Genomic DNA, 23,943 nt, shown 5'->3' on the forward strand with positions numbered 1-23,943 from the left:
TACATGGCTAAACGCCCACCACTGGCCGAAGTTGCATAGGTCACGAAATATCGCGCCAACAGGCCGCTAGACCACCTGCGCCTCAGAGAGTTCGCGCTGCAGCCGGGCTTCTTCCGCTGCTTTGGGTGTGGTGAACCGGGCCAGAAGGAAATAGGCGACAGGGGTGAGGTAGAGCGTGGATAGCGTAGCCATGCCTAGGCCCCCCACAATCACCCAACCAAGCGCCTCGCGTGCCTCTGCCCCCGCACCCGAAGACAAGATAAGCGGCACGCCCCCCAGCACGGTTGAGGTCATCGTCATCATCACCGGGCGCAGGCGGATCGTAGATGCGCCAAAGATCGCCTCATGAATATCCGCCCCTTGATCGCGTAACTGATTGGCAAACTCGACAATTAGGATGCCATTCTTGGCCATGATCCCGATCAACATAACCAGACCGATCTGGCTATAGACGTTTAGACTTTGCCCCGTCATCAGCAGCGCGAATATCGCACAAGCCAGCCCTAAAGGCACCGTGGCCATCACCACCACGGCCGAGACGAAACTCTCAAACTGGGCAGCAAGGACGAGGAAAACCACGAGGATCGCAAAGCCAAAGGTTACGAAAAGCCCCGAACTTGTTTGATCCAATGCGGCGGCTTCGGCCAGGGGCACGATCAGGTTTTCATCGCCAAGCACCTCATCCCCGATGGCGCGCACTTGCACCAGCGCGTCCCCAAGCGACAGACCCGGCGTCAGCCCGGCGGAAATCTCGACCGAACGGTTCTGACCTTCGCGGTCCAGCTCTGGTGCGACGGCGCGTTCTTCGAGGGTGACAAAACTGGCCAGTGAAATCATCTGCCCTGTGCCAGATTGGACAAAGACATTCTCAAGGTCGCGTGGGTCGTTCACGGGGTCTGAGGTCGACAGCATCTGCACACCGTAGCTGGTATCGTCGATAAAGACCGACGCCACCTCGCGCCCGTCGAGCATGGCTTGCAAGGCTTGGCCCAAGCCTGTGATATCAACGCCCAAATCCGCCGCCAACGTCCGGTCAATCTGCACGAAAAGCTGCGGTTGCGTGCGCTCATACTCCAGCCGCACTTGGCCCATCGCGGGGTTCGTGCTCAGCCGGTCAACCATCGCCTGCGCAACTTCCGAGAGTTGCTCATAGTTGTTGCCAGTGATCGCAAAAGACAGCCCGCGCCCCGCGCCGCGAATGCCGAGGGAGTTCGGCTGGATCGCAAAGGCCCGCACGCCAACGATGCCGCGCAGCTTGCCGTTGATCTCGCCGACGATCTCATCTTGGCTGCGCGCGCGGTCTTCCCATCCGGCGAGGGTAAACACCATGAACCCCCGGTTGTCCGCGCCAAACCCAGTGATAGAGAAGATGTTCGTCACCTCCCCGGTCTCTTGAAGCGGGGTTACCAGGTCTTCGATCTCGCGCATTTTGCTTTGGGTATACTCAAGCGATACCCCCTGCGGGGCCGTCACGCTAAGCAGGGCCACGGCGCGGTCTTCGCGCGGCGTCAGCTCTTGGCGGATTTCGCCTGAAACCAGCACTGCCGTCAGCGCCACAAAGGCCGCAATCAGCACCACAACATAGGGCATTGCCAGTGCCCAGCGAAGCGTCGCGGCGTAGAGCCGGAACAGCCCGTTGCCAAGCGCCACCACAGGACCGCGCGGATTTTCCGCTGCAGGCCGGGTGAGCAGACGGCTGGCCAGAACCGGGCAAAGGCTGAGTGCCACGACAGAAGACAACATCACCGCGATCGCGAGGGTAAAGCCGAACTCTCGAAACAACCCGCCCGCTTGGCCGGGCAGAAACGACAGCGGGATGAAAACCGCCGCCAGCGTCGCGGTGGTGGTGACAACGGCAAAGAACACCTGCGACGTGCCCAGCACCGCTGCCGCCCGTGGCCCCATGCCCGCCGCACGCTGGCGCACGATATTTTCCAAGACGACAATCGCGTCATCCACCACCATGCCCGTGGCCAAAACCAAGGCGAGCAGTGTCAGGATATTGATCGAGAAACCGACAAGATAGATCGCCGCCAATGTGCCGATCAGGGCGACCGGAAGGGTCAGCGCCGGGATCAGCGTGGCGCGGAAATCGCGCAAAAAGATGAAGATCACCGCGACCACAATGCCCACGGCAAATGCCAGCGTCGAGAGTACCTCGCGGATCGAACCTGAAATGAAGGTCGCGTCGTCTGAGGTAACAAAGATCCGCACATCCTCGGGCAACGTGTCGTTCAACTCTGCCACCACGGCGCGCACGTCGTTCGAAATTTCCAAAGTGTTCGAGGTCGCCTGCCGGATGATCCCGATGCCCAACCCCAATTGCCCATTCGCGCGTAGGATGGTCTCGCCCTTGGCGGGGCCGAGCGTCACCTGAGCGACATCGCCGAGCCGGACATTCTCCTTGATCTCCATCGCTTCAAAGGCCTGCGTGGTGGCGACGCTAGCAGTTGTGCGCACGTTGATCGACTGGCGGTCCCCCGCAAGATCGCCCGCAGGTGCGTCATAGGCGACATCGGCCAAGGCGCGTTGGATGTCGCCCAAGGTTAGGCCACGACTGGCGAGTTCCAACTGATCAATATCGACGCGAAAAAAGGGTTCACGGTCGCCGTAAATCTGCAGGTCCGCGACCCCGTTGACCGAGATCAGCCGATCCTCGACTTGGTCCTGCACCAGTCTGGTCAGGTCTTCGGGCGAGCGGCCCATGGAGGTCACGGCAATCCGCATCACCGGCTGGGCATTGGCGTCGGCTTTGACGATCTGCGGCTGCTCGGCTCCGTCTGGCAGTTGGTTCACAATCCGCGCGACAGCGTCACGGACATCGGTGGCGGCCACGTCGATATCAGTGCTGTCGTTGAACTCAAGCGTGACACGGCTGCGACCGAAACGTGAGTTCGACGAGATTGCCCGCACGCCAGAGACACGTCCCACCGCGCCTTCGATCCGCCCCGTCAGCTCTTGGTCGACAGATTCCGGGGAGGCACCCGAGAACGTCGTGGTGACAGTTACGACGGGCCGATCGACATTTGGCAGTTCGCGAATTTCCGCCCCAAAGAGCGCGGCGATGCCTGCCAGAACGATCAGCGCGTTCAACACAAAGGCAAAGATCGGCCGCCGTACGAAAAGTGCTGTGCCGCCTCCGGTGGAAGGGGGCGGCGCACCTTCGCCGGGGGCCTCGGCGCTCACAGGGATTTCTTTTCTAGAGATGCAGCATCAGACTGGACGCTGCCGGATTGATTGGCTTCGCGTACATCGCCGCCTTCGCGCAGGGTTTGCACGCCCTCGGTCACCACAACATCCGTAGCGGTTAAATCGTCTGACAGGACCAACACGGAATCGCTGTTGCGCTGCGCGATTTCCACGGCGACCTGATGCGCCTTGCCCTCGCGCACGGCCCAAACAAATGGACCGTCGGAGGACCATTGCACCGCCAACGGCGGGATCGCCAAAAGCGCGTCACCGACAAATGTGAGGCTGACGGAAAACGCCATGCCAGCGCGCAATTGGTCGTCTTCGTTCGGCACCCGGCCTTGCACCAACAGAGTGCGGCTGGCGCGGTCGATCACGCTGTCGATGGCGCTGACTTCGCCTTCAAGCGTAAGGTCTCGCATGCCAAGGGGGGTGACTGTGATTTCCTTGCCCAATGCCAATTTGCCCACCACACGCTCTGGCACGCGGAAATCAATTAAAATCTCGCTGCGGTCGGTCAGGGTGGCGAGTTCGTCTTGGGCATTCACCCGGTCGCCTTCTTCGATGTCAGTGATCCCAACCCAGCCAGAGATCGGCGCAAGAATACGGCGCTGAGAAAGGTCAAACTGCGCTTGGCTGAGCGCAAGCTCAGCGCTTTGCAGCGCCAGTTCCGTCTCCCGCAAGCGCACTTCGCTGACCGCGCCTGTGTTTTGCAACCTCTCCACGCGGACCTGTTCGGTGCGGGCATTCTCTAGCTGCAATTCGGCCTGTTTCAGCGCGATCTGCTCGGCCTCATTCTCTAACAGTGCGATCACAGTGCCTGTTTCAATCAGCTGACCGGCGGGCAGGTTGAGGTCGGTGATGACCCCAACTGCGTTGGACCGCAAGGTCACTGACCGGCGCGCGCGCCCGTCGCCGATTGCGGTGATGCGGTCGGCCAATGTCTCTTCGCCAACCTCGGCAGTCACGACCAGCGACGGCCCGCCGCCGCCCCAGCCGCCACCTGACTCCTTGGGCTTTTCCGGTGCTGCGTCGACCCCCAAAAGATCAAGGATACCGGTCTGCGCCACGAAGGGACGAGACGCAGGCACGTAGGTTAACATCACATAGAGGCCGGCAACGAGAACCAGCAGGAATACGATAAATTGGCGCAGGGCTTTCACGAGGATGCGCTTTCAAATTGCGTTGCAAGGCGCATTTTTGAGCATCCCCGTAAAAAAGGCATGTCAAATCTGCTTGATCTTCAGCTGGGCATTCCACGAAGGAGCCACTGGCTGATACGACTATGACGCGGAACCTTGCCCGGTGGAAGAGCGTCTGGGTTGATTACTGGAAATTACAGATCCGCCGCACATATTTTGGGACCATTAGGTCACGTAACCCTGTACCGAGACCGGATTTAAGACCAAGGGGACATCATGCGCGCAACTGTTATGCCACTGGTAACACTGTTACTCGGCTTTTCACTTTTGCAAATGAGCAATGGGTTGCAGGGCACGCTTTTAGCCATCCGCGCGGGGCTTGAAGGGTTTGGTGGGGTGACCACCGGCCTGATCATGTCGGGCTTTTTCGCGGGTCTGAGCCTTGGGTCTTTTGTGGCACCGCGGCTGATCAGTGGTGTGGGGCATATCCGGACCTTCGCCGCCCTCGCCTCCGTCGCCTCGGCGGCCGCGCTGATGCATATCGCCTTTATTGACCCTTGGGTTTGGATCGGGGTGCGTTGCCTTACCGGCTTTGCCTTTGCCGGGTTGATCATCGTGACGGAAAGTTGGCTCAATGCTTCGGTCAGTTCGGCGCAGCGGGGCAAGTTGTTGGCGGTCTATGGGATGGTCGGCATGGCCTCGGGTGCTGCGGGGCAGTTCCTGCTCAATCTCGGGGATCCGGCTGAATTTATTCTCTTTGTGCTCGTCTCAATCGTCATGTCGCTCGCGCTGGTACCGATCTCTCTTAGCCGGGTGGAGGGGCCGAGATCTGAGGACGCGCAAGAGCCGCCGTCGCTGCGCCGTCTCTGGGGGCTTTCGCCCTATGGCGCCGTCAGTGCAGGGCTGGTCGGCGCGTCCATCGGCACGTTCTACGGGTTGGCCCCGCTGTTTGCGCAGGACATGGGCTATGCCCAATCGCGCATCGCGCTGCTGATCGCCGCCTTCACCATTGGCGGGTTGGTGCTGCAGTTTCCGCTCGGCTGGATTTCTGATCGGATGAGTCGTCGCGGTTTGGGCATTGGGCTGGCCGCCGCGGGCGGCGCGTTGATGATGCTGACCCTGCCAATCCCCGCGCCGTCGGGGACGGGGTTGCTGCTTTTGGGCTTTGCCATTGGCGGGCTGGTGCTGCCCGCGCAATCCATCGTTATTGCCCATGTCAACGACCGCGCGCCGGGGACGGCGGTGGTGGCCGTGTCGGGCGGGTTGGTGCTGATGCAAGGTATCGGGGCCGCCATCGGGCCGCTGGTGGCGGGCCTGCTGCTTGACCTGATGGGGCCGCGCGGCCTGCCACTGGCCCTTGGCGCGTTCCAGCTTGCGATTGTCGCTTGGGGGCTGCTGCGGATGCATCTGCGCAGCGACCCTGAGACACAAGAGCGCCATGCCGCACCGCCGCTTACTCCGAACTTTGTTGAGGGCAAGTTGAGCCGCGAGGAATAGGGCGGCTTAGCCCTCGGGCCATGCCTCTGGCACGTTGCTACGCAATTCGTCCAACCACGGGGTCGCCACACCGTCTGAGGGCGCACGCCAATCGCCGCGCGGCGACAGCGCGCCTCCTGCACTGACCTTTGGCCCATTGGGCAGAGCCGAGCGTTTGAACTGGCTGGTGGCAAAGAAGCGGTGCAGAAATTTTTCAAGCCAATGGCGGATGGTTTGCAGGTCATACGCATTTCGCTTGGCCTGCGGAAAACCATCCGGCCAGCGGCCCTGTTCGATATCATGCCAAGCGTGCCATGCGAGGAACGCCACCTTTGACGGCGACAGCCCATAGCGCATTGTGTGGTAGAGGAAAAAATCGTTCAACTCATAGGGCCCGATCATCGCCTCGGTGCTTTGGATCTCTTCACCCTCACCTGCAGGCACCAATTCGGGCGAAATCTCGGTCTCCAGAATGGCTTCGAGCACCTTATCGGTATCAGCGTCGAACTGACCTGTGCGGGTGGCCCATCGGATCAGATATTGGATCAACGTCTTGGGCACGCCGGTGTTCACGGCATAGTGGCTCATCTGATCGCCGACGCCATAGGTACACCAGCCAAGCGCCAGCTCGCTCAAATCGCCGGTACCGATCACAAACCCCTGCCGCTGATTGGCAAGCCGGAACAGGTAATCAGTCCGAAGCCCGGCCTGCACGTTCTCGAAGGTGATGTCATAGACAGGCTCACCGTCCGAGAAGGGGTGATCCATGTCGCCCAGCATCTGCCGCGCGGCGGGGCGGATGTCGATCTCATCGGCGGTGATGCCCATGACGCGCATCAGTTTCCAAGCGTTGGACTTGGTGTCATCGGAAGTCGCAAAGCCGGGCATGGTGAACCCCAAAATACGGTCACGTGGCAGGCCCATGCGATCACAGGCCTTGGCCGCCACGATCAGCGCATGGGTGGAATCGAGCCCGCCAGAAATGCCGATGACCATGGTCTTGCTCTTGGTTGCCTCAAACCGGCGGCGCAGGCCTTCGACCTGGATGTTGAACGCCTCATAGCAATCTTGATCCAGATGGCTTTCGCGGTTCGGCACATAGGGAAAACGGCGCACCGGGCGTTGCAGGCCCACGTTTTCATAATGCGGCTGATGGGTGAAGGTCACGCGGCGGAACGTGGGCGCGCGGTGCCGTGCGGCGTCATGGAAACTGCCCGTTCGCATCCGTTCCGACTGGATGCGTCCACAGTCTACATCGGCGATGGTCAATTCCGGCTCCAATGGGAAGCGGGTGGATTCCGCCAGCAGATCGCCCAATTCGTGGATCATACCCTGCCCGTCCCAGGCCAGATCAGTCGTGCTCTCACCCGGCCCGGCGGCGGAATAGACATAGGCCGCAAAGGCGCGCATGGATTGCGACCGGCAGAGCAGATGGCGGTCTGACGATTTGCCAATCACGATATTGGACGCCGAAAGGTTGGCAAGGATCAACGCCCCTCCAAGGGCCGCATCAGCCGACGGCGGTGCAGGCGTCCAAAGGTCTTCGCAGATCTCGGTATGAAAGATCAGGCCGGGAAGATCCGTTGCCTCGAAAATCAGATCATCGCCAAAGGGTACGCGACGCCCCGCGACAGTGATCTCTCCGCTGGTGTCACGGCCATGGGCAAACCAGCGTTTCTCATAGAACTCGCGGTAGTTCGGCAGGTAGGATTTTGGCACCACCCCCAACACCTGCCCGCGTGAGATCGCGATGGCACAGTTATAAAGCCGCCCCTCGCGCCGCAACGGCGCACCGAGTAGGACCACCGGTGTCATCTCGGCGCTAGCCTCAATTAAAATGCCAAGCGCCTCTTCAACAGCATTCAACAGCGCGTCCTGCATGTGCAAATCGTCAATCGCATAAGAGGAAAGCGACAGTTCAGGGCAGACCAGCAGATCAACGCGGGCCGTGTCGGCACGGCGCATTTCCTCCAGCAGACTATCGCGGTTGAACGCCACATCGGCAGGCCGCACCCGCGGCGTGCAGGTGGCCACGCGGACAAAGCCATGACGGTGGTAGGCGGTAAAGGCGTCGGCTTGGCTCGTGCTCACGTCAAGGTTTCCTTCAATATCGTATGTCAGGCCGCGTTCTCGGATCATGGCGCGGCAGATTGACCCGATGAACCTTGTTACACCCTTCGCGTGCAAGCGCAAAATGCATGGGTTTCTCTTTGGTGTTCACGCGGGGCGTCGGATCGGACTGCACATTGACCCACCCTCGCGCGCCTGCTTAACATTGCAAGAAATCAATACGCGCGCATCCATAGACGGGACCAATAGCGATGATCGACCTTTATACATGGACCACCCCAAACGGCCGCAAGGTCTCGATCCTGCTCGAAGAGCTTGGGATCGACTATAACGTGCATGCCATCAACATCGGCAAAGACGAACAACACACACCCGAGTTTCTAAAGATCAGCCCCAACAACAAAATCCCCGCCATCGTCGACCATGAGACCGGGGTCAGCTTGATGGAATCCGGCGCGATCATGTGGTATCTGGCCGAGAAACATGGCCGCTTCTTGCCCGAAGGTCAGGCGGCGCGGGCCGAAGTGATGCAATGGCTCATGTGGCAAATGGGCGGTTTCGGCCCCATGGCCGGGCAGGCGCACCATTTCTTGCACTTTAACCCCGGCAAAGCCGCCTATGCAGAAGAGCGGTTCAGCGCTGAGGTCAAACGTCTCTACGCCGTGCTCGACAAACAACTGGAGGGGCGTGACCATATCTGCGGCGAATACTCTATCGCCGATATGGCCTGCTGGCCTTGGGTCTCGCGCTATGAATGGCAGCAGATCGACCTTGCCGACTATCCGAACGTGCGCGCGTGGTACCAACGCCTGCGGGCGCGTGACGCAGTGCGAAAAGGCTATCACGTGCCCAAAGTGATGGGCGATATTCCCGAAGGGTAACCTGCCAAAGGCCCCGCCGTTTGCGCGACAGTGCCGCTTGCGGGAACCAACTACCAAACTGAACGGTTGCACTTGCATGGGCAGTGCCGCCGTTCGCGCGGTCTGCCCCGTTCTATATATGGGGAGTGAATCGTGACACTTGATTTGATGGTAGCAACCTGTACCGACATTCGGACGCTGCCATGAACAGTGCCCCACGTTTCGATCCCCTTCCGCCCGCCCCTCAGATTGACGCCCTTTCCGATGCCGCCCGGCAAGCCCTGCGCGTCGCGGCCCCTGCCGAGGAAAGCGGTGAGAGACCGATCGCTGCATCCATCGACATCCTTCGTGACGCCGGGCTGATGTTTGAGGACGGCGCCGCGTCGCCGCTGCGGACCGCTCGTGCCTTGATGCAGATCGGCGCTGCCAATCTTAGCGTGGGACGGTTGTGGGAAGGGCATGTAAACGCCCTACGGCTCGTTCGTCTGTATGGCACCAAGGTGCAAATTCAACACGCGGAACAGGTGATTGAGCAAGGCGGCCTCTTCGGGGTTTGGGGGGCCGATGGGGGCACAGCCGCCACTTCTGAAGCAGATATCTTGCAGGGTGAAAAGATTTTCGCCTCTGGTCTGGGCACCGTCACGCATGCGCTTATTACGTTGAATTCTGGCCCTAAGGTTCAGCTTGCGCTGGTAGAGGTTACCGACCCGAAACGTGGGGATGCATCGCAGTGGGACATGCTGGGCATGCGCGCCACGGCGTCGGGCCGGTTCGATTTTTCTGGCATGCCCGCGCAAGAGACGCACCTGATCGGCGCGCCGGGTGATTATTTGAACGAGCCGCATTTTGTTGGCGGGGTCTGGCGGATTGCCGCCCTTCAGGCCGGAGCGGCGGCAGGTCTTATCGACACGGCAGCAACAGCCCTCCGCGCGATGGACCGTTTAGAGACCGACGCCCAATTGGCGCGGCTTATGCAGGTGTTGATGCGTATCTGGGCCGGGATGGCCTTGGTCGAACGCGCCGCACTGGCCAGCGTAGATGATGTGCAACCCGAGACCATCGTCAGCACGTCGATCGCCGCGCGGATTTATACCGAGGAAGTCGCCCTTGATGCGATCAAGGCAGTGGAGCAAAGCCTTGGTTTGCGGCATTTCGCGGCAACCTCCGAAACCGGGCGGATGGCGCGCGATCTGTCGGTCTATCTGCGCCAAGCCGCGCGGGATGCGTTTCTACAACGCGCCGCGCGCCAAGCCTTATCCTCTCATGAAACGGTCTGGGGTGTCTTCGGATGAGTGGGAATGCCCGCCTTCTCGACGCCCTTTCTGGCAGGGAAAAGATTGCTGTTCTGGCCCCGCATCCTGATGACGAAACCCTTGCCTGCGGTGGCCTCTTGGCCCGTGCTTTTTCGGCGGCGGGCGCGCATGTGGTTTGCGTGACAGATGGCAGCGCCAGCCACCCTGCCTCTCGCGACTGGCCCCCTGCCCGCTTGGCCGAGACACGCCGCGCGGAGTTGCTTGCAGCGCTTAATATTTTGGGCGGCAAGGCTGAAGACCTGACTTGGCTTGGCCTGCCTGACAGCCGGATGCATGAAGTTGCGACGTCCGAGGTATTGGCGTCGCTTACCGACGTGATTGACGCGCAAAACATACGCCATATCTTTGTCCCGGCGCGCGAAGACAAACACTGCGATCACCAGAGCACCGCACAACTCGCTGACGCCTTGCGCGACACACGGCCTGACCTGCATTTCTACAACTACCCGGTTTGGAGCCGTTGGGACGACCCCCAGTTTGCGCAAAACACCGCGCCATATGACCCGGTTCTGCTCGACACTTCCTCTTTCCGCGACGCCAAGATCAACGCCATCCGGGCGCATCGCAGTCAGCTTGGTCAGGTCGTGCAAGATGATCCTGAGGGCTTTGTCCTGCCTGAACCCATGGTCGAGCTGTTCGCGCAGGAAGATGAGATTTTCTGGAGGATGCCGTGATGGGCGTTGGATTGGATCATTTGCAAGGGCTCTACGCGCAGACCAGCGATCCTTGGGGGTTTGAGCACAGCGCTTATGAGCAGGCAAAATTCAAAGCAACCCGCGCGGCGCTTTCGCAAAGCGGCTATCGCAGTGCCTTTGAATTGGGGTGCGGCAACGGCCAGTTGGCGCGGCATCTGATCGATATTTGCGCGCGCTATACTGGGATGGACGCTGTGGCGACCGCGCTACGCGCCGCGCGGCAGACCGTACCACAAGGGCGCTTTGTTCAAGGCTTCTACCCCGGCCCTCTGCCCGAAGGCGATTTTGATCTGCTGATCTTGTCAGAGGTACTTTATTTTCTGGATCACGCGGGCTTGGAACAGCTGGCGACAGACATTGCGACACGGTGGCCGCAGGCCGAGATCATCTGCGTGACGTGGCGCGGCCCTACCGGAAATCCACTTGAGGGAGAGGAGGCGTTGCAAGGCTTTGCACAGACCCTCACCACACAAGATTTCACCTGCGTGACCCAGACCGACGACTACCGGATAGACCGCGCGCTGCCGGGAGGGAGCACATGAGTTTCGAGCGCTGCAAGGACACCGCGGTCATCATCCCCGCGAGAAATGAGGCGGAGCGGATTGCGGCCTGTCTCACCGCCCTCGCCCCACAGTGTAACGAACGGGTCCGGGTCGTGGTTGTGGTCAATAATACCGATGATGACACTGCCGCAATTGCGCAGTTCACAGCGAGGCAGCACCACATCGACCTAACCGTGCTCGATATCACCCTTGCCCCCGGGATGGGGGTCGGGGCGGCGCGGCAGCGGGGCTGTGCCCTTGCGCTTGAGCAGATGCCCCATCTGCGTCATATCTTGACGACCGACGCCGATTGTCAAGTAAGCCCCGACTGGGTTGCCCAAAGCATCCATCACCTGCAAGACGTTGATGCGGTTTGCGGAAAGGTCACGCTAAACCCTGCTGAGGCCGATTGCTTGGCCAGTTTAGACCCCAGTTTGCACGACTATGAAACAGCTTACCGCGCCCTGGTGCTTGAGCTCTATGCCCGCCATGCCCCGAATTGCGCTGATCTTCGCGGCAGCCACGGTGGCGCCCCCGGCGCCAGCCTTGGTTTCACCCGGGATGCCTATGAATCCGTCGGTGGCTTTGCCCCGATCCCCTGCGCCGAAGACCGCCAAATCATCCGTACGTTGAGAGAGTTTGGCAAAAAAGTTCGGCATGTAGATGATATCTGGATCGAAGCCTCCTGCCGTCTTGTCGGGCGGGCTGACGGCGGTATGGCGGATACTTTGCGCACCAGATTAGCCGGGGCGGATTATCTGGCCGATGACTGCTTGCCGAATGCGGCATTCTTGATCGATCAGCAGCGCCGTGGCGTGATGGGGTGCTGGCCGCCGGAGGTGCCATCTGTTGAGCGTGTATCGGTTCGCGATCTGCCTGCGCACATTTCGGTTCTGTCGGCGTTCCTTAACGGACAAGACGGCGCGTTTGACCGGGCCGCACATACCGTGCCGTCCAAATTCTGGTCCGGGGAGAAGTTTCGGAGCCCGGTCACGAACGCTTGGGAACCCGCCGCCCTCCAGGCGGTTGAACTCTCGTAGGGCTGGGCAATTGCGCCCCACCCTGAAAGGGCCAGTTGGCCCACCGCGAATTTGCAACAAATCCTCCCGATCATAGTCCGGGGGCGCTGTGGAGAAAGATCATGACAGATAAAGAACTTGGCAAAGGCGGCGAACCCCGCCAGCAAACCACGGACCGCGAAAAGACGATGACGACCGCGCAGGGCGGTCCGATCGCGGATGATCAGAACTCGCTCAAAGCGGGCCCGCGCGGGCCGGTCTTGATGGAAGATCACATTTTTCGCGAGAAGATGTTCCATTTTGACCACGAGCGCATTCCAGAGCGCGTCGTCCACGCGCGCGGCTACGGGGTGCATGGGCACTTTGAGCTGACCGAGGCGATCCCCGACCTCTCTGCCGCTGACATTTTCCAGCGTGTGGGCGAGAAAACCCCGACATTCACCCGTTTCTCGACCGTGGCGGGCAACAAAGGGTCCTTCGATCTGGCCCGTGACGTGCGTGGCTTTGCGACCAAATTCTACACCAAAGAGGGCAACTGGGATTTGGTTGGTAACAACATCCCTGTGTTCTTCATCCAAGATGCGATCAAATTCCCCGATCTCGTCCACTCCGTCAAAGCCGCCCCCGACCGGGGCTTCCCACAGGCGCAATCGGCGCATGACAACTTTTGGGACTTCATCTCGCTCTCGCCCGAAGCGATCCACATGACGGTTTGGCAGATGTCCGACCGGGCGATCCCGCGCTCCTTCCGTTTCATGGAAGGCTTCGGCGTGCATACCTTCCGGTTGGTCAACGCTGAGGGCAAATCCCATTACGTTAAGTTCCATTGGAAGCCCAAGCAGGGCGTGCAATCGGTCGTCTGGAACGAGGCGCTCAAGATCAATGGCGCGGACCCGGACTTCCACCGCCGCGACATGTGGGATGCCATCGACGCGGGCGATTTCCCGCAGTGGGATCTGGGCATTCAGGTCTTTGACGATGAGTTTGCTGACAACTTTGAGTTCGACATCCTGGATGCGACCAAGCTAATCCCCGAAGAACAGGTGCCGGTGCGCATCATCGGCACGCTGACACTGGATGCCAACGTCGACAACTTCTTTGCCGAGACGGAGCAGGTCGCCTTCTGCACCCAGAACATCGTGCGCGGGATCGACCACACCAACGACCCGCTGCTGCAAGGAAGAAACTTCTCCTACCTCGACACGCAGATCAAACGCCTCGGCGGGCCGAACTTTACCCATATCCCGATCAACGCGCCGAAATGCCCGTTCCACAACTTCCAGCAAGACGGCCATATGGCGATGCACAATCCCAAAGGTCGGGTGAACTATGAGCCGAACAGCTGGGGCGACGATGGCGGCCCGCGTGAGAACCCGGAGATTGGATTCAAAAGCTACGCGGAAGAAGTCAGTGGCACCAAACAGCGCGTGCGGTCAGAGACATTCGCCGACCACTACAGCCAAGCGCGACAGTTCTACATCAGCCAGACCAAGATTGAACAGCAGCATATCGCAGCGGCCTATACGTTCGAGCTGTCCAAGTGTCAGGAGGAGCGTATTCGCTTGCGGATGCTGTCGCACTTGATGAACGTGCACGATGATTTGGCGAAACAAGTCGCCAACGGTCTCGGTGTAACCGAGATGCCCGAACCTGCGACCCCTGCCCGCGCGCCGATCACCGATCTGCCTGCATCCGACGCGTTGAGCATTCTTAAGAACCCGCCGAACACTTTTGCGGGGCGTAAGCTGGGGCTCTACTTGACGGATGGTGCCGATGCATCTGTTGTGGAAGCGCTTGAGCAAACTTTTAAGGATGAAGGTGCGATGGTAGCCATCGTCACACCTCATATTCAAGGGGTCACCCTGTCGGACGGCAGCACCCGCGCGGGGGATGAAAAGATCGACGGTGGGCCGTCGGTTGTGTTTGATGCCGTGGCACTGGTCTTTGGCGACGAGAAAGCCGACAGGATCGCCAAGAACAAACCCTCGCAGGATTTCGTCTCGGACGCTTTCGCGCATAACAAGTTCATCGCGTGGACAAAGGCCGCCGATCCGCTGCTCAAGGCCGCCGGTGTTGAGAAGGACGAGGGCACCACGGAGATCACCGCCGACAATGCCGGCGATTTTCTGAAGTCCTGCCGCAAGCTGCGGTTCTGGGAGCGCGAAGAAAAGCTGAACTGGGAATAAGAAATCATTGGCCGGGGCCGCAACGCCCCGGCTATTTAACGTCGGTGCACCTGTGACGAGGGCGAGATGGCGTTCGCGGTGTCTTGCAGCCGTGGCAGGATCTCCGCCCTGATCCGCTCACGCGTCCATGTATGGGCTGAGACCGAACATTGCACCGCCGCAAAGGCACGCCCATCGGGGCCGATGATCGGGCAGGCCACGCCGATCTCTGACAGGATCATTTGATCGCTGGAAATCGCATGGCCCTGCTGCACCGCCTCATTGATGCTGGTGCGGATTGTCGCGCGGTCCAAAGTGGTGCGCGCGGTAAAGGGTTTAAGCGGCCAAGTCTCAATCGCCTCTTCCCGATCCTCAGGTGAAAAAGTTGAGATGATCGCGCGGCCTGCTGAGGTTGATAGCGCAGGCAGCCGCCGCCCAATGACCGTGGCCGCGAAATATGTCCGTTGGCAGGGCAAGCGGCTAACATAGATGATATGGTCCCTGGAAAGCTCGGCCAGATTGACCGTCTCGCCAATCTCTTGACTGAGGTCGATCAGCTTGGGAATCGCCTGCCCAACCAGTTGATCCGACCAGTAATAGGCGTAGGCCAGCTCCAGCCACGCATGGGACGGACGAAAACGCCGGGTCACCGGATCTTTGTCGAGCATCCCTTCGATATGCAGCGTATTTGCAAGACGTTGCACCGCACTTTTGTCCAGCCCGCTGCGCTCTGCAAGCGCCACAAGGGACAATTCCGTATGCGATTCATCAAAGGCGCGGAGCAATCGCAGCCCCTTGGCGAGTGACCCAACATAGAGCGTATTTTGCTTCTTTTCCAATCACCTACCCCGAAAGTTAGCCCAAAATATCAAACCGGGGCTTGACGTATACCGAACGGATTGCGTTTACTAATCGTATAGCGATATCAAGTATTATTATATGATACGCTTCGCAAGTCAAAAACGATACGGAACTAAATTCGTAAACCAACAGGGGAGTTGACCATGAAATCCACGGTCCTGAAATCTACCATTACCGGGCTTGTCCTTGCCGCCGCCACGGGTGCTGCTTGGGCGGACAAGGCAGACGACACGCTGAACGTTGCCTTCACCAAAGAGCTTGAGAACGTCGACAGCTACTTCAACTCATCCCGCGAAGGCGTTGTGCTGCAGCGCGCGGTTTGGGACGGTTTGATCTACCGCGATCCGGTCAGCAACGAATACATCGGCAACCTCGCCACCGAATGGGAATGGATCGACGACACGACCATCGAATTCAAACTGCGCGAAGGTGTGAAATTCCACGACGGCTCCGACTTCACCGCCGATGATGTGGTGTTCACCGTCAACTACGTGGCCGATGAGGCCAACGGCGTGAAAACGCAGCGCAACGTGAACTGGATGAAGTCGGCCGAGAAGATCGACGATTACACCGTCCGCATCATGCTGAAAGAGAAATTCCCGGCGGCCATCGAATTCCTCTCCGGCCCCGTGTCGATGTACCCCAGCGACTACTACGAAGAAGCCGGCCCAGAAGGTATGGGCCTGAAACCCGTCGGCACCGGCCCTTACAAAGTGACCGAAGTCGTCCCCGGCCAGCACTTCAAACTGGAAGCTTATGAAGGCTACCACGACAGCCCCAAAGGCAAGCCCAGCATCAAAAACGTCGACATCCGCACCATCCCGGATGTGAACACGCAGATGGCTGAACTGTTCAGCGGATCGCTCGATCTGATCTGGCAGGTGCCTTCGGACCAAGCCGAAAAGCTGGCCGAGCGGGACGAGTTTCAGGTCTCCAACGAATCCACCATGCGTGTTGGCTATCTGGCGATGGACGCCGCAGGCCGGTCCGAGGACAGCCCCTTCTCCGACGTGCGCGTACGCAAGGCGGTGAACCACGCGATCAACCGTCAGGAGCTCGTCGACGCATTGCTCAAGGGCAAGTCCAAAGTCGTCTATACGCCTTGTTTCCCCAGCCAGTTCGGCTGCGACGAAGAAGCCGCGGTAGAATATGAATACAACCCCGAGAAAGCTAAGGAACTGCTGGCCGAAGCGGGTTTTGAAGACGGGTTCTCGGTTGATTTCTACGCTTACCGCGACCGCGAATACGCCGAAGCGATCACCAGCTACCTGAACGCCGTCGGCATCGATACCAACTTCAAGATGCTGCAGTATTCCGCCCTGCGCGAGTTGAACATGAAGGGCGAGACGCCGATCTCCTTCCAGACATGGGGCAGTTACTCGATCAACGACGCCTCCGCGATGGTCAGCCAGTTCTTCAAGCATGGCTCGCTCGACTATGCGATGGACGACGAGACGCTAGAATACCTCAACATCGCCGACAGCTCGACCGATGAGGCCGTGCGCAAAGAGAACTACTCCAAGGCGATCGAACGCATCACCGAGGAAGCCTATTGGGCGCCGATGTTCTCCTACAACACCAACTACGTGACCACCAACGAGGTGGAATACACGCCCACAGCCGACGAAGTTCTGCGCTTCACCACGGTTAGCTGGAAGTAAACCAAACGGCAGGGGCGCCGTGATCGGTGTCCCTGCCCTGCTTTTTTCCGCACCCCACCCAGACCCACGCAGCAGGCCATCCGCCTGCGGCGCAGCCTCAAGGTAGTTGCACCCGTGCTTCAATTCATTCTCAAACGATTGGGATTGGCCATTCTCGTGGCCTTCACTGTGTCGTTTATCAGCTTTAGCCTGCTGTTCCTGTCGGGCGACCCCGCCGCCGCACTTGCGGGCGAAACCGCCAGTGGCGAAGATGTCGAGGCTCTGCGCCGCCTCTACGGTTTTGACCGTCCGATGCTGGTACAATACGGCGAATGGCTGTTCTCGGCCATTCAGGGCGATTTTGGCGAAAGCTACTATTTTCGCCTGCCGGTTGCCTCGCTCATTGCCGACCGTCTCAGTGTCACCATGATACTGGGCGTTTGCGGCATTACCTTCGCGCTGCTGACTGCCGTGCCGCTTGGCGTGGTCGCCGCGATCCGCCCCAATTCAATCATTGACCGTGTGGCGCTGTTCATCTCGGTCGCCGGGCAAGCGATGCCAAGCTTTTGGTTCGGTTTGATCCTGATTGTTGTCTTTGCCATCCAACTGGGCTGGCTACCGCCATCGGGCACCGAGACTTGGCGTCATTTCATTCTACCGACCATCGTACTGGGATATTACGCGATGCCCGCGATCATGCGCCTGACCCGTGCAGGCATGCTGGATGTTCTGAACTCTGACTACATCCGCACCGCGAGGGCCAAGGGCGCAAACGAGACCCGCGTTCTGTTCCGTCACGCGCTGCGCAATGCAATCATCCCAGTGGTGAGCCTTGCTGCCGTGCAAATGGGCTTCATGCTGGGCGGCTCCATCGTGGTTGAATCGATCTTTGCCCTGCATGGCGCGGGCTATCTCGCTTGGGAAAGCATCGCGCGAAATGACCTGCCCACCGTGCAGGCGCTGATCCTGATTTTCTCGATGTTCTACATCGTATTCACCTTCCTCGCAGACGTGCTCAACGCATGGCTCGACCCCCGCATGAGGAGCAGCTGACATGATCACCGCTGGTACACATGACAGCCTTTTGGACGAAATCACCGGCCCGACCCCCGGCCAGATGCTGCGCAAGCGCGTCTTTGGGCATCAGGGTTTGCTGATCGGGGCGATTGTCCTCGTGATCCTTACGATCATCGCGATCCTCGCCCCATGGATCGCACCACATGACCCCTATGCACAAAGCCTGATGACCCGGATGGAGCCGCCTGTGTTCCTCGGCGGCGATTGGGAGCATCCTTTGGGTACCGACCACCTTGGTCGCGATTACCTGTCACGCCTGATCTATGGCGCACGGATATCGCTGTTGATCGGGGCCGTGGCGGCGCTGATCTCTGGCGTGATCGGCACGGCCATGGGCGTGGCTGCGGGCTACTTCGGTGGCAAGGTCGATGCGGTCGTGACCTTCCTCATCAACGTGCGTTTGGCGATGCCCGTGGTGCTGGTCGCCCTCGCGGTTGTGGCGATCCTTGGCGGCTCGCTTCAGGTCGTGATCGGCGTTCTTGGTCTGCTGCTCTGGGACCGCTTCGCCGTGGTGATGCGCGCCTCGACCATGCAGGTCCGGCGGCGCGAGTATGTTGCGGCAGCACAGGTCATCGGTGCCTCCACCCCGCGCATCCTGCTGTCCGAGATTATGCCGAACATCGCCAACAACCTGATCGTCGTCGTGACGCTGGAAATGGCCCATGCGATCTTGCTCGAAGCGGCGCTGTCCTTCCTTGGCCTTGGGGTGCAACCGCCGACGCCCAGCTGGGGACTTATGGTCTCTGAAGGCAAAAACATGATGCTGTTCGAGCCATGGCTCGTCCTGATCCCCGGTGCTGTTCTTTTCGTGCTGGTGCTGGCGATCAACCTGATGGGCGATGGTCTGCGCGACGTGACCGCCCCCGAAAACCGGAGCTGACCCATGACAGAACCTCTTTTGAGTGTCCGCAACCTGCGGCTCGACATTCCCACGGGCAGCGGCACCCTGCATGCGGTGCGTGGGATCGACTTTGATCTCAACCGTGGCGAAACCCTGTGCATCGTGGGGGAAAGCGGCTCGGGGAAATCCCTGACCTCGCTGGCGTTGATGGGGCTGTTGGGCAAATCCATCTACCGCCGCGCGGATCGGATGACCTTTGACGGGACTGAGTTGACCACCGCCAGCCAAAGCCAGATGCGCAAACTGCGCGGCGCGCGGATGGCGATGATTTTCCAAGAGCCGATGACCTCGCTCAACCCGGCCTATACGATCGGCGATCAGCTGGCCGAGGCGCTGCTGCTGCACCGCAAAGTCAGCCGCCAGCAAGCGCGGGACCGGGCGATTGAACTGCTAGAGAAAGTCGGCATCACCGCTGCCGAAAGCCGTCTATCGCAGTATCCGCACCAGCTATCAGGCGGTCTGCGCCAGCGTGTAATGATTGCGATGGCGCTGATGTGCGAGCCGGAACTAATCATCGCGGACGAGCCGACAACCGCGCTCGATGTGACGATCCAAGCGCAGATCCTGCGGCTGCTGCACGATCTGGGGCGCGAGATGAACATGGCCGTGATCCTGATCACCCATGACCTCGGCGTCGTGGCGCGCGTGGCCGACAAGGTCGCGGTGATGTACGCGGGCGAGTTGGTTGAGACTGGCCCGGTGGCCGACATCTTCAACGCGCCTTCGCATCCCTACACCCGCGGCCTTCTGCGCTGTATCCCGCTGCCCGGCAAGACCGACCGCGGTGCGAAGCTGGGGACCATTCCGGGCATCGTGCCCTCGCTGGTGGGCGAGGTCAAAGGCTGCGTTTTCCGCACCCGTTGCCCGCACGCGGTGGCCGAATGCCGGGGCGAGATCCCGAAAAGAGAAGACGGCAATCACGCCTTCCGCTGCATTTTCCCCGATGGCAAACGCCATTCCGAGAAGGAGCTGACCGTATGAAGGACAGCGTAAACACCCCCCCGGTGCTGGAGCTTTCGGGCGTCAGCAAAACCTACCGGGTGAAACAGGGCATGTTTGGCAAGGTCAAACCGCTGACAGCCGTGAACAACGTATCACTGCAACTGGGCCGCGGCGAAGTGCTGGGGCTGGTCGGTGAGAGCGGTTGCGGTAAATCAACCCTCGCCAAGATCCTGCTGGGTCTGGAACAACCCACCGCCGGTCACGTTAAGATTGACGGCGAAGAGATCACGCAGCAGGGCCGTCTAGCGCTGGCGCGACGAATCCAGCCGATCTTTCAGGATCCTTATTCCTCGCTCAACCCGCGCAAGAGCATCTATGACGTGATCTCTCTGCCGTTGCGGGTGCATGGTATTGGGGATGAGGCCAGCCGCAAGAAAAAGGTTAAGGAAATCCTCGACGTCGTCGGCTTGCCGCAACGCGTGATGAACACCTATCCCAGCCAGATGTCAGGCGGCCAACGCCAGCGCGTCGCCATTGCGCGCGCGCTCATCATGAAGCCCGAAGTGGTGATTTGCGACGAGCCGACCTCGGCGCTGGATGTCTCAGTACAAAGCCAAATCCTCAACCTATTGGGTGAGCTGCGCGAAGAGTTTGGCCTGACCTACCTTTTCATCAGCCATGACCTCGCCGTGGTCGAGCACCTCGCGACCCGCGTGGCAGTGATGTATCTGGGCGAGATCGTCGAGCAGAACTCGGTTGCCGGGCTCTTCGACGCCCCGCGTCACCCCTACACACAGGCGCTGCTGAAATCGGTCCTGACGCCCGAGCCGGGTTTGGGCGTGCCGGACACGCAGCTTGGCATGGCCTACCCCAACCCCATCGCGCCGCCGCCGGGATGCCATTTCCACCCGCGCTGCCCGCGCGCGACGGATTTCTGCAAGCAAAAAGCGCCGCGCCACATCCCGATCCCGGAGGGCCATGTTGCCTGCCATCTGCACGATCCGGAAACCCCCATGTACGAGCAAGAGTAATCCCATGTCATCGAACCTGTCGCACAGCAGTCAAACCCGCAAAACCGTCATCGAAACCGAACATGGCGTCGTTGCGGCCCAGCACCGGCTTGCAGCAATCGCGGGGGCCGAAGTACTGGCGGCTGGGGGCGACGCGGTAGACGCAGCCGTGGCCACCTCATTCGTCATCGGGGTGCTGGAGCCGTGGATGAGCGGCCCTGCCGGGGGCGGGGCAATGATGCTCTGGCGCGCTGAAGAATGTCAGGCCCACGCGTTGAACCACGGCATGCGCAGCCCCGGCGCGCTTGACCCGGCGAACTATCCGCTCAGCGGGCGCGGCAAGGCGGGCGATCTTTTTCCGTGGGAACATGTCGAGGGCGACCGCAACGTGCAGGGTGCGACTGCCATCGCGGTGCCGGGTGTGGTTGATGGGTTAGGCCAAGCGCATGAGCGTTTCGGCAAGATGCCATGGGGTGAGCTGCTATCGCCTGCGATTGACCACGCGCGCAAGGGGCTTTTGGTCGATTGGTACGCCGCGCTCGTCATCGCATCTTGCACGCGCGAATTGGCCAAAGATACCGATGCCGCAGCGCTCTTTCTTGAAGATGGTCAATGGCCGACGATCAGCGGCTGGACCGCACTGGCAGAAAAGCGGCTGGACCAGTCGCGCATGGCCGACAGCTTGGATCAGATCGCCCGACACGGGGCGCGTGCGCTCTATGACGGTGACCTCGGTGTGGCGATGGCGCAGGATGTGCAGGACAAAGGCGGTAGCCTGTCGCGCGAAGACCTGAACGCCTACCGGGCCGAATTCCACGCCCCGCTCGATTTTGCCTATCGCGACGCGCGGTTCCACGTTGTGCCGGGCCTCACCGCAGGGCCGACTTTCCGCGATACTTTCGCCTCGCTTGAGACCGAAACCTTGGGCAACGCACCCGGTCCCGACAGCTATGCCGCGATGGCCAACGCCCTTAAAGGCGCCTACGCGCGGCGGCTCGGGTCAATGGGCGACACGGGCGAAAGCCCCGAGGCCCCGGGCTGCACCACGCATTTCTCGGTCGTCGACCGTCACGGCAATATGGTGGCGCAGACCCAGACGCTTCTTTCGATCTTTGGCTCGCGGGTCGTCTCCCCCTCGTCCGGGTTTTTGATGAACAACGGCATCATGTGGTTCGACCCTGTTCAGGGCCGTCCAAACTCGCTCGGCCCGAACAAACGCTGCCTGATGAACGTCTGCCCGGTGGTCGGCGAACAGGGTGATAAACGCTTTGCCTTCGGTGCCTCCGGCGGGCGCAAAATCCTCGGTGCGGTGGCGCAGCTTTCGTCTTTCGTGACCGATTTCGATATGTCGTTGGAAGATAGCTTCCACGCGCCCCGGATCGACGCCTCGGACGCCAATCAACTTATCGCCGACGAAGACCTGCCATGCGCTGTGCTGGACCGCCTGCGCGAAGACAACACCGTCGCCGAAACCAAACGCACCATCTTCCCTTACGCCTTTGCCTGCCCTGCCGGCGTGATGCGCGACGCGGGGCGCAATTCGGGCTGTACCGAGATCATGTCGCCCTGGGGCGACGCCATTTCCGAAGATTTGACAAAGGACATTTGACCATGAGCCGCGACAGCGCGATCCAAGCGATCTCGACCTATTTCGATGAGGGTATTTTCCAAACCGAACTGGGCAACCTCGTCTCTTATGAGACCGAAAGCCAGAACCCAGACCAAGCGCCTGAACTCAAGCGTTACCTGATTGAGACCATGGAGCCGCGCCTGAGCGCGATGGGTTTTGCCTGCAGCTTTCACGACAACCCCGACCCGCGCGGCGGACCATTCCTTGTGGGCGAGCGCCGCGAAGGTGACGATCTGCCAACCGTGCTAACCTACGGCCACGGCGACGTGATCCGCGCGCAGACCGATCAGTGGCGCGAAGGGCTGCATCCCTTCAAATTGGTCGAGGAAGGCGACAAGCTCTATGGCCGTGGCACAGCGGACAATAAAGGCCAGCATCTGATCAACATCGCAGCGATCGAAGCGGTCCTAAAAACGCGCGGTAAGCTGGGTTTCAACTGCCGCATCGTTATCGAAATGAGCGAAGAGACCGGCAGCGCGGGCCTGCCAGAATTCTTTACAGAGCATCGCGAGAAGCTGACGGCAGACGTGCTCATCGCCTCCGATGGCCCGCGGCTGCAACCCGATGTGCCGACGATGTTCATGGGTTCACGCGGTGGGGTATCGTTTGACCTGATCGTCGAGAAACGCGAGGGCGCGCACCACTCGGGAAATTGGGGTGGTTTGCTAGCGGATCCAGCGATGATCTTGGCACAGGCGCTGTCGACCATCACCGACAAACGCGGGCAAATTCAGATCGCGGAATGGCGGCCTGACAGCCTGACACCTTCGGTCCGCGAAGCCCTAAAAGACCTGCCGATTGAAAGCGACGATGGCCCGGCCATCGATATGGACTGGGGCGAAGAAGACCTGACCCCGGTGGAGCGCGCCTATGGCTGGAACAGCTTTGCCGTACTGGCGATGAAAAGCGGCGTGCCCGAAGCGCCGGTCAACGCGATCTCGGCCCATGCAACGGCCACCTGCCAGTTACGCTATGTGGTCGGCACCGATCCCGAAGACATCCTGCCATCGCTGCGCCGTCACCTTGATAAACACGGGTTTGAAGACGTACGGATCGAGCCGCATGACCGGGGCTTCTTTCGCGCAACGCGTCTGGATGCGGATCACCCTTGGGTGAAGTTTGTCGCCCAGTCCTTGACCGAGACAGCAGGCAAAGCGCCGCATATCCTGCCGAACCTTGCAGGGTCACTGCCCAACGATAGTTTCAGTGACATTCTCGGCCTGCCGACGGTCTGGGTGCCGCATTCCTACCGCAGTTGCTCGCAACACGCGCCGGATGAACATGTGCTGAAACCCGTCTGCCGCGACGCGCTGCGCGTGATGGCCGGGGTGTTTTGGGACTTGGGCGAAGGCAAAACACCGCCGCGCGCCGGATGAAAAACACGCGCAGGGGCCTGTGGCCCTTGCGCGCC

18 protein-coding genes are annotated in these 23,943 nt (G+C 60.4%); 14 read left to right on the top strand and 4 right to left on the bottom strand.

All coding sequences use genetic code 11. The annotated features are described in order from the left end of the window. Nucleotides 1-66: 66 nt before the first annotated feature. Both WNY61_RS14430 and WNY61_RS14435 read right to left on the bottom strand, forming a co-directional pair. Nucleotides 67-3,186 (bottom strand): efflux RND transporter permease subunit, encoded by a 3,120-nt coding sequence (locus tag WNY61_RS14430; RefSeq protein ID WP_342852112.1) that lies wholly within the window; start codon nucleotides 3,184-3,186, stop codon nucleotides 67-69. Then, nucleotides 3,183-4,352, bottom strand: coding sequence for an efflux RND transporter periplasmic adaptor subunit (locus WNY61_RS14435; RefSeq protein WP_342852113.1), 1,170 nt, complete (start codon nucleotides 4,350-4,352; stop codon nucleotides 3,183-3,185). The genes WNY61_RS14430 and WNY61_RS14435 overlap by 4 nt, the downstream gene beginning before the upstream one ends. A gap of 255 nt (nucleotides 4,353-4,607) precedes the next feature. Between WNY61_RS14435 and WNY61_RS14440 the strand changes: the two genes are divergently transcribed. Then, a complete protein-coding gene (locus tag WNY61_RS14440) occupies nucleotides 4,608-5,828 on the top strand; it encodes an MFS transporter (RefSeq protein WP_342852114.1) in 1,221 nt (406 codons plus the stop codon). A gap of 6 nt (nucleotides 5,829-5,834) precedes the next feature. Here the strand turns inward: WNY61_RS14440 and WNY61_RS14445 are convergent, their stop codons facing one another. Next, nucleotides 5,835-7,898 carry an NAD(+) synthase gene (locus WNY61_RS14445; protein WP_342852115.1) on the bottom strand — a complete coding sequence of 688 codons (2,064 nt, stop codon included), beginning with the start codon at nucleotides 7,896-7,898 and terminating at the stop codon, nucleotides 5,835-5,837. A gap of 230 nt (nucleotides 7,899-8,128) precedes the next feature. Here WNY61_RS14445 and WNY61_RS14450 point away from each other — a divergent pair, with 230 nt between their 5' ends. The 6 genes from WNY61_RS14450 to WNY61_RS14475 all read left to right on the top strand — a co-directional run bounded on the left by WNY61_RS14450 (nucleotide 8,129) and on the right by WNY61_RS14475 (nucleotide 14,492). After that, nucleotides 8,129-8,758 carry a glutathione S-transferase N-terminal domain-containing protein gene (locus WNY61_RS14450; protein WP_342852116.1) on the top strand — a complete coding sequence of 210 codons (630 nt, stop codon included), beginning with the start codon at nucleotides 8,129-8,131 and terminating at the stop codon, nucleotides 8,756-8,758. Nucleotides 8,759-8,940: 182 nt separating this feature from the next. Continuing rightward, complete coding sequence (locus WNY61_RS14455; protein WP_342852117.1) at nucleotides 8,941-10,029, top strand: acyl-CoA dehydrogenase; 1,089 nt, start codon at nucleotides 8,941-8,943, stop codon at nucleotides 10,027-10,029. After that, entirely contained in the window at nucleotides 10,026-10,724 is a 699-nt protein-coding gene (locus tag WNY61_RS14460) for a PIG-L deacetylase family protein (RefSeq protein ID WP_342852118.1), read from the top strand. The genes WNY61_RS14455 and WNY61_RS14460 overlap by 4 nt, the downstream gene beginning before the upstream one ends. Then, a complete protein-coding gene (locus tag WNY61_RS14465) occupies nucleotides 10,724-11,287 on the top strand; it encodes a class I SAM-dependent methyltransferase (RefSeq protein WP_342852119.1) in 564 nt (187 codons plus the stop codon). The genes WNY61_RS14460 and WNY61_RS14465 overlap by 1 nt, the downstream gene beginning before the upstream one ends. Continuing rightward, a complete protein-coding gene (locus WNY61_RS14470) occupies nucleotides 11,284-12,327 on the top strand; it encodes a glycosyltransferase (protein WP_342852120.1) in 1,044 nt (347 codons plus the stop codon). The genes WNY61_RS14465 and WNY61_RS14470 overlap by 4 nt, the downstream gene beginning before the upstream one ends. 101 nt (nucleotides 12,328-12,428) lie before the next feature. Further along, entirely contained in the window at nucleotides 12,429-14,492 is a 2,064-nt protein-coding gene (locus WNY61_RS14475; RefSeq protein WP_342852121.1) for a catalase, read from the top strand. A 35-nt stretch (nucleotides 14,493-14,527) separates the two neighbouring features. On the opposite strand, the gene WNY61_RS14480 is transcribed toward WNY61_RS14475, so the two are convergent. Further along, nucleotides 14,528-15,310 (bottom strand): IclR family transcriptional regulator, encoded by a 783-nt coding sequence (locus WNY61_RS14480; protein WP_342852122.1) that lies wholly within the window; start codon nucleotides 15,308-15,310, stop codon nucleotides 14,528-14,530. 165 nt (nucleotides 15,311-15,475) lie between these two features. Here WNY61_RS14480 and WNY61_RS14485 point away from each other — a divergent pair, with 165 nt between their 5' ends. The 7 genes from WNY61_RS14485 (at nucleotide 15,476) to WNY61_RS14515 (ending at nucleotide 23,908) form a co-directional block, all read left to right on the top strand. Then, on the top strand, nucleotides 15,476-16,993 hold the full coding sequence (locus WNY61_RS14485) for an ABC transporter substrate-binding protein (RefSeq protein WP_342852123.1): 1,518 nt from the start codon (nucleotides 15,476-15,478) through the stop codon (nucleotides 16,991-16,993). Nucleotides 16,994-17,107: 114 nt separating this feature from the next. After that, a complete protein-coding gene (locus tag WNY61_RS14490) occupies nucleotides 17,108-18,025 on the top strand; it encodes an ABC transporter permease (protein ID WP_040702053.1) in 918 nt (305 codons plus the stop codon). 1 nt (nucleotide 18,026) lies between these two features. Continuing rightward, complete coding sequence (locus WNY61_RS14495; RefSeq protein WP_300053004.1) at nucleotides 18,027-18,929, top strand: ABC transporter permease; 903 nt, start codon at nucleotides 18,027-18,029, stop codon at nucleotides 18,927-18,929. 3 nt (nucleotides 18,930-18,932) lie between these two features. Then, nucleotides 18,933-19,931 (top strand): ABC transporter ATP-binding protein, encoded by a 999-nt coding sequence (locus WNY61_RS14500; protein WP_342852124.1) that lies wholly within the window; start codon nucleotides 18,933-18,935, stop codon nucleotides 19,929-19,931. Next, nucleotides 19,928-20,923: an oligopeptide/dipeptide ABC transporter ATP-binding protein gene (locus WNY61_RS14505; protein WP_342852125.1), complete on the top strand. Its 996-nt coding sequence runs from the start codon at nucleotides 19,928-19,930 to the stop codon at nucleotides 20,921-20,923. Before WNY61_RS14500 ends, WNY61_RS14505 begins: the two co-directional genes overlap by 4 nt. 4 nt (nucleotides 20,924-20,927) lie before the next feature. Next, complete coding sequence (locus WNY61_RS14510; protein ID WP_342852126.1) at nucleotides 20,928-22,511, top strand: gamma-glutamyltransferase; 1,584 nt, start codon at nucleotides 20,928-20,930, stop codon at nucleotides 22,509-22,511. A gap of 2 nt (nucleotides 22,512-22,513) precedes the next feature. Continuing rightward, nucleotides 22,514-23,908 (top strand): M20 family metallopeptidase, encoded by a 1,395-nt coding sequence (locus WNY61_RS14515; protein ID WP_342852127.1) that lies wholly within the window; start codon nucleotides 22,514-22,516, stop codon nucleotides 23,906-23,908. The last annotated feature ends 35 nt before the right edge of the window (nucleotides 23,909-23,943 follow it).

This window comes from Sulfitobacter sp. AS92 (assembly GCF_038900015.1).
Lineage (GTDB): Bacteria > Pseudomonadota > Alphaproteobacteria > Rhodobacterales > Rhodobacteraceae > Sulfitobacter.

Coding starts and splice junctions, on each gene's coding strand:
- WNY61_RS14485 (WP_342852123.1), top strand. CDS start 15,476: ATGAAATCCACGGTCCTGAAATCTACCATTACCGGGCTTGTCCTTGCC.
- WNY61_RS14495 (WP_300053004.1), top strand. CDS start 18,027: ATGATCACCGCTGGTACACATGACAGCCTTTTGGACGAAATCACCGGC.
- WNY61_RS14515 (WP_342852127.1), top strand. CDS start 22,514: ATGAGCCGCGACAGCGCGATCCAAGCGATCTCGACCTATTTCGATGAG.
- WNY61_RS14475 (WP_342852121.1), top strand. CDS start 12,429: ATGACAGATAAAGAACTTGGCAAAGGCGGCGAACCCCGCCAGCAAACC.
- WNY61_RS14505 (WP_342852125.1), top strand. CDS start 19,928: ATGAAGGACAGCGTAAACACCCCCCCGGTGCTGGAGCTTTCGGGCGTC.
- WNY61_RS14440 (WP_342852114.1), top strand. CDS start 4,608: ATGCGCGCAACTGTTATGCCACTGGTAACACTGTTACTCGGCTTTTCA.
- WNY61_RS14510 (WP_342852126.1), top strand. CDS start 20,928: ATGTCATCGAACCTGTCGCACAGCAGTCAAACCCGCAAAACCGTCATC.
- WNY61_RS14455 (WP_342852117.1), top strand. CDS start 8,941: ATGAACAGTGCCCCACGTTTCGATCCCCTTCCGCCCGCCCCTCAGATT.
- WNY61_RS14450 (WP_342852116.1), top strand. CDS start 8,129: ATGATCGACCTTTATACATGGACCACCCCAAACGGCCGCAAGGTCTCG.
- WNY61_RS14500 (WP_342852124.1), top strand. CDS start 18,933: ATGACAGAACCTCTTTTGAGTGTCCGCAACCTGCGGCTCGACATTCCC.
- WNY61_RS14465 (WP_342852119.1), top strand. CDS start 10,724: ATGGGCGTTGGATTGGATCATTTGCAAGGGCTCTACGCGCAGACCAGC.
- WNY61_RS14470 (WP_342852120.1), top strand. CDS start 11,284: ATGAGTTTCGAGCGCTGCAAGGACACCGCGGTCATCATCCCCGCGAGA.
- WNY61_RS14460 (WP_342852118.1), top strand. CDS start 10,026: ATGAGTGGGAATGCCCGCCTTCTCGACGCCCTTTCTGGCAGGGAAAAG.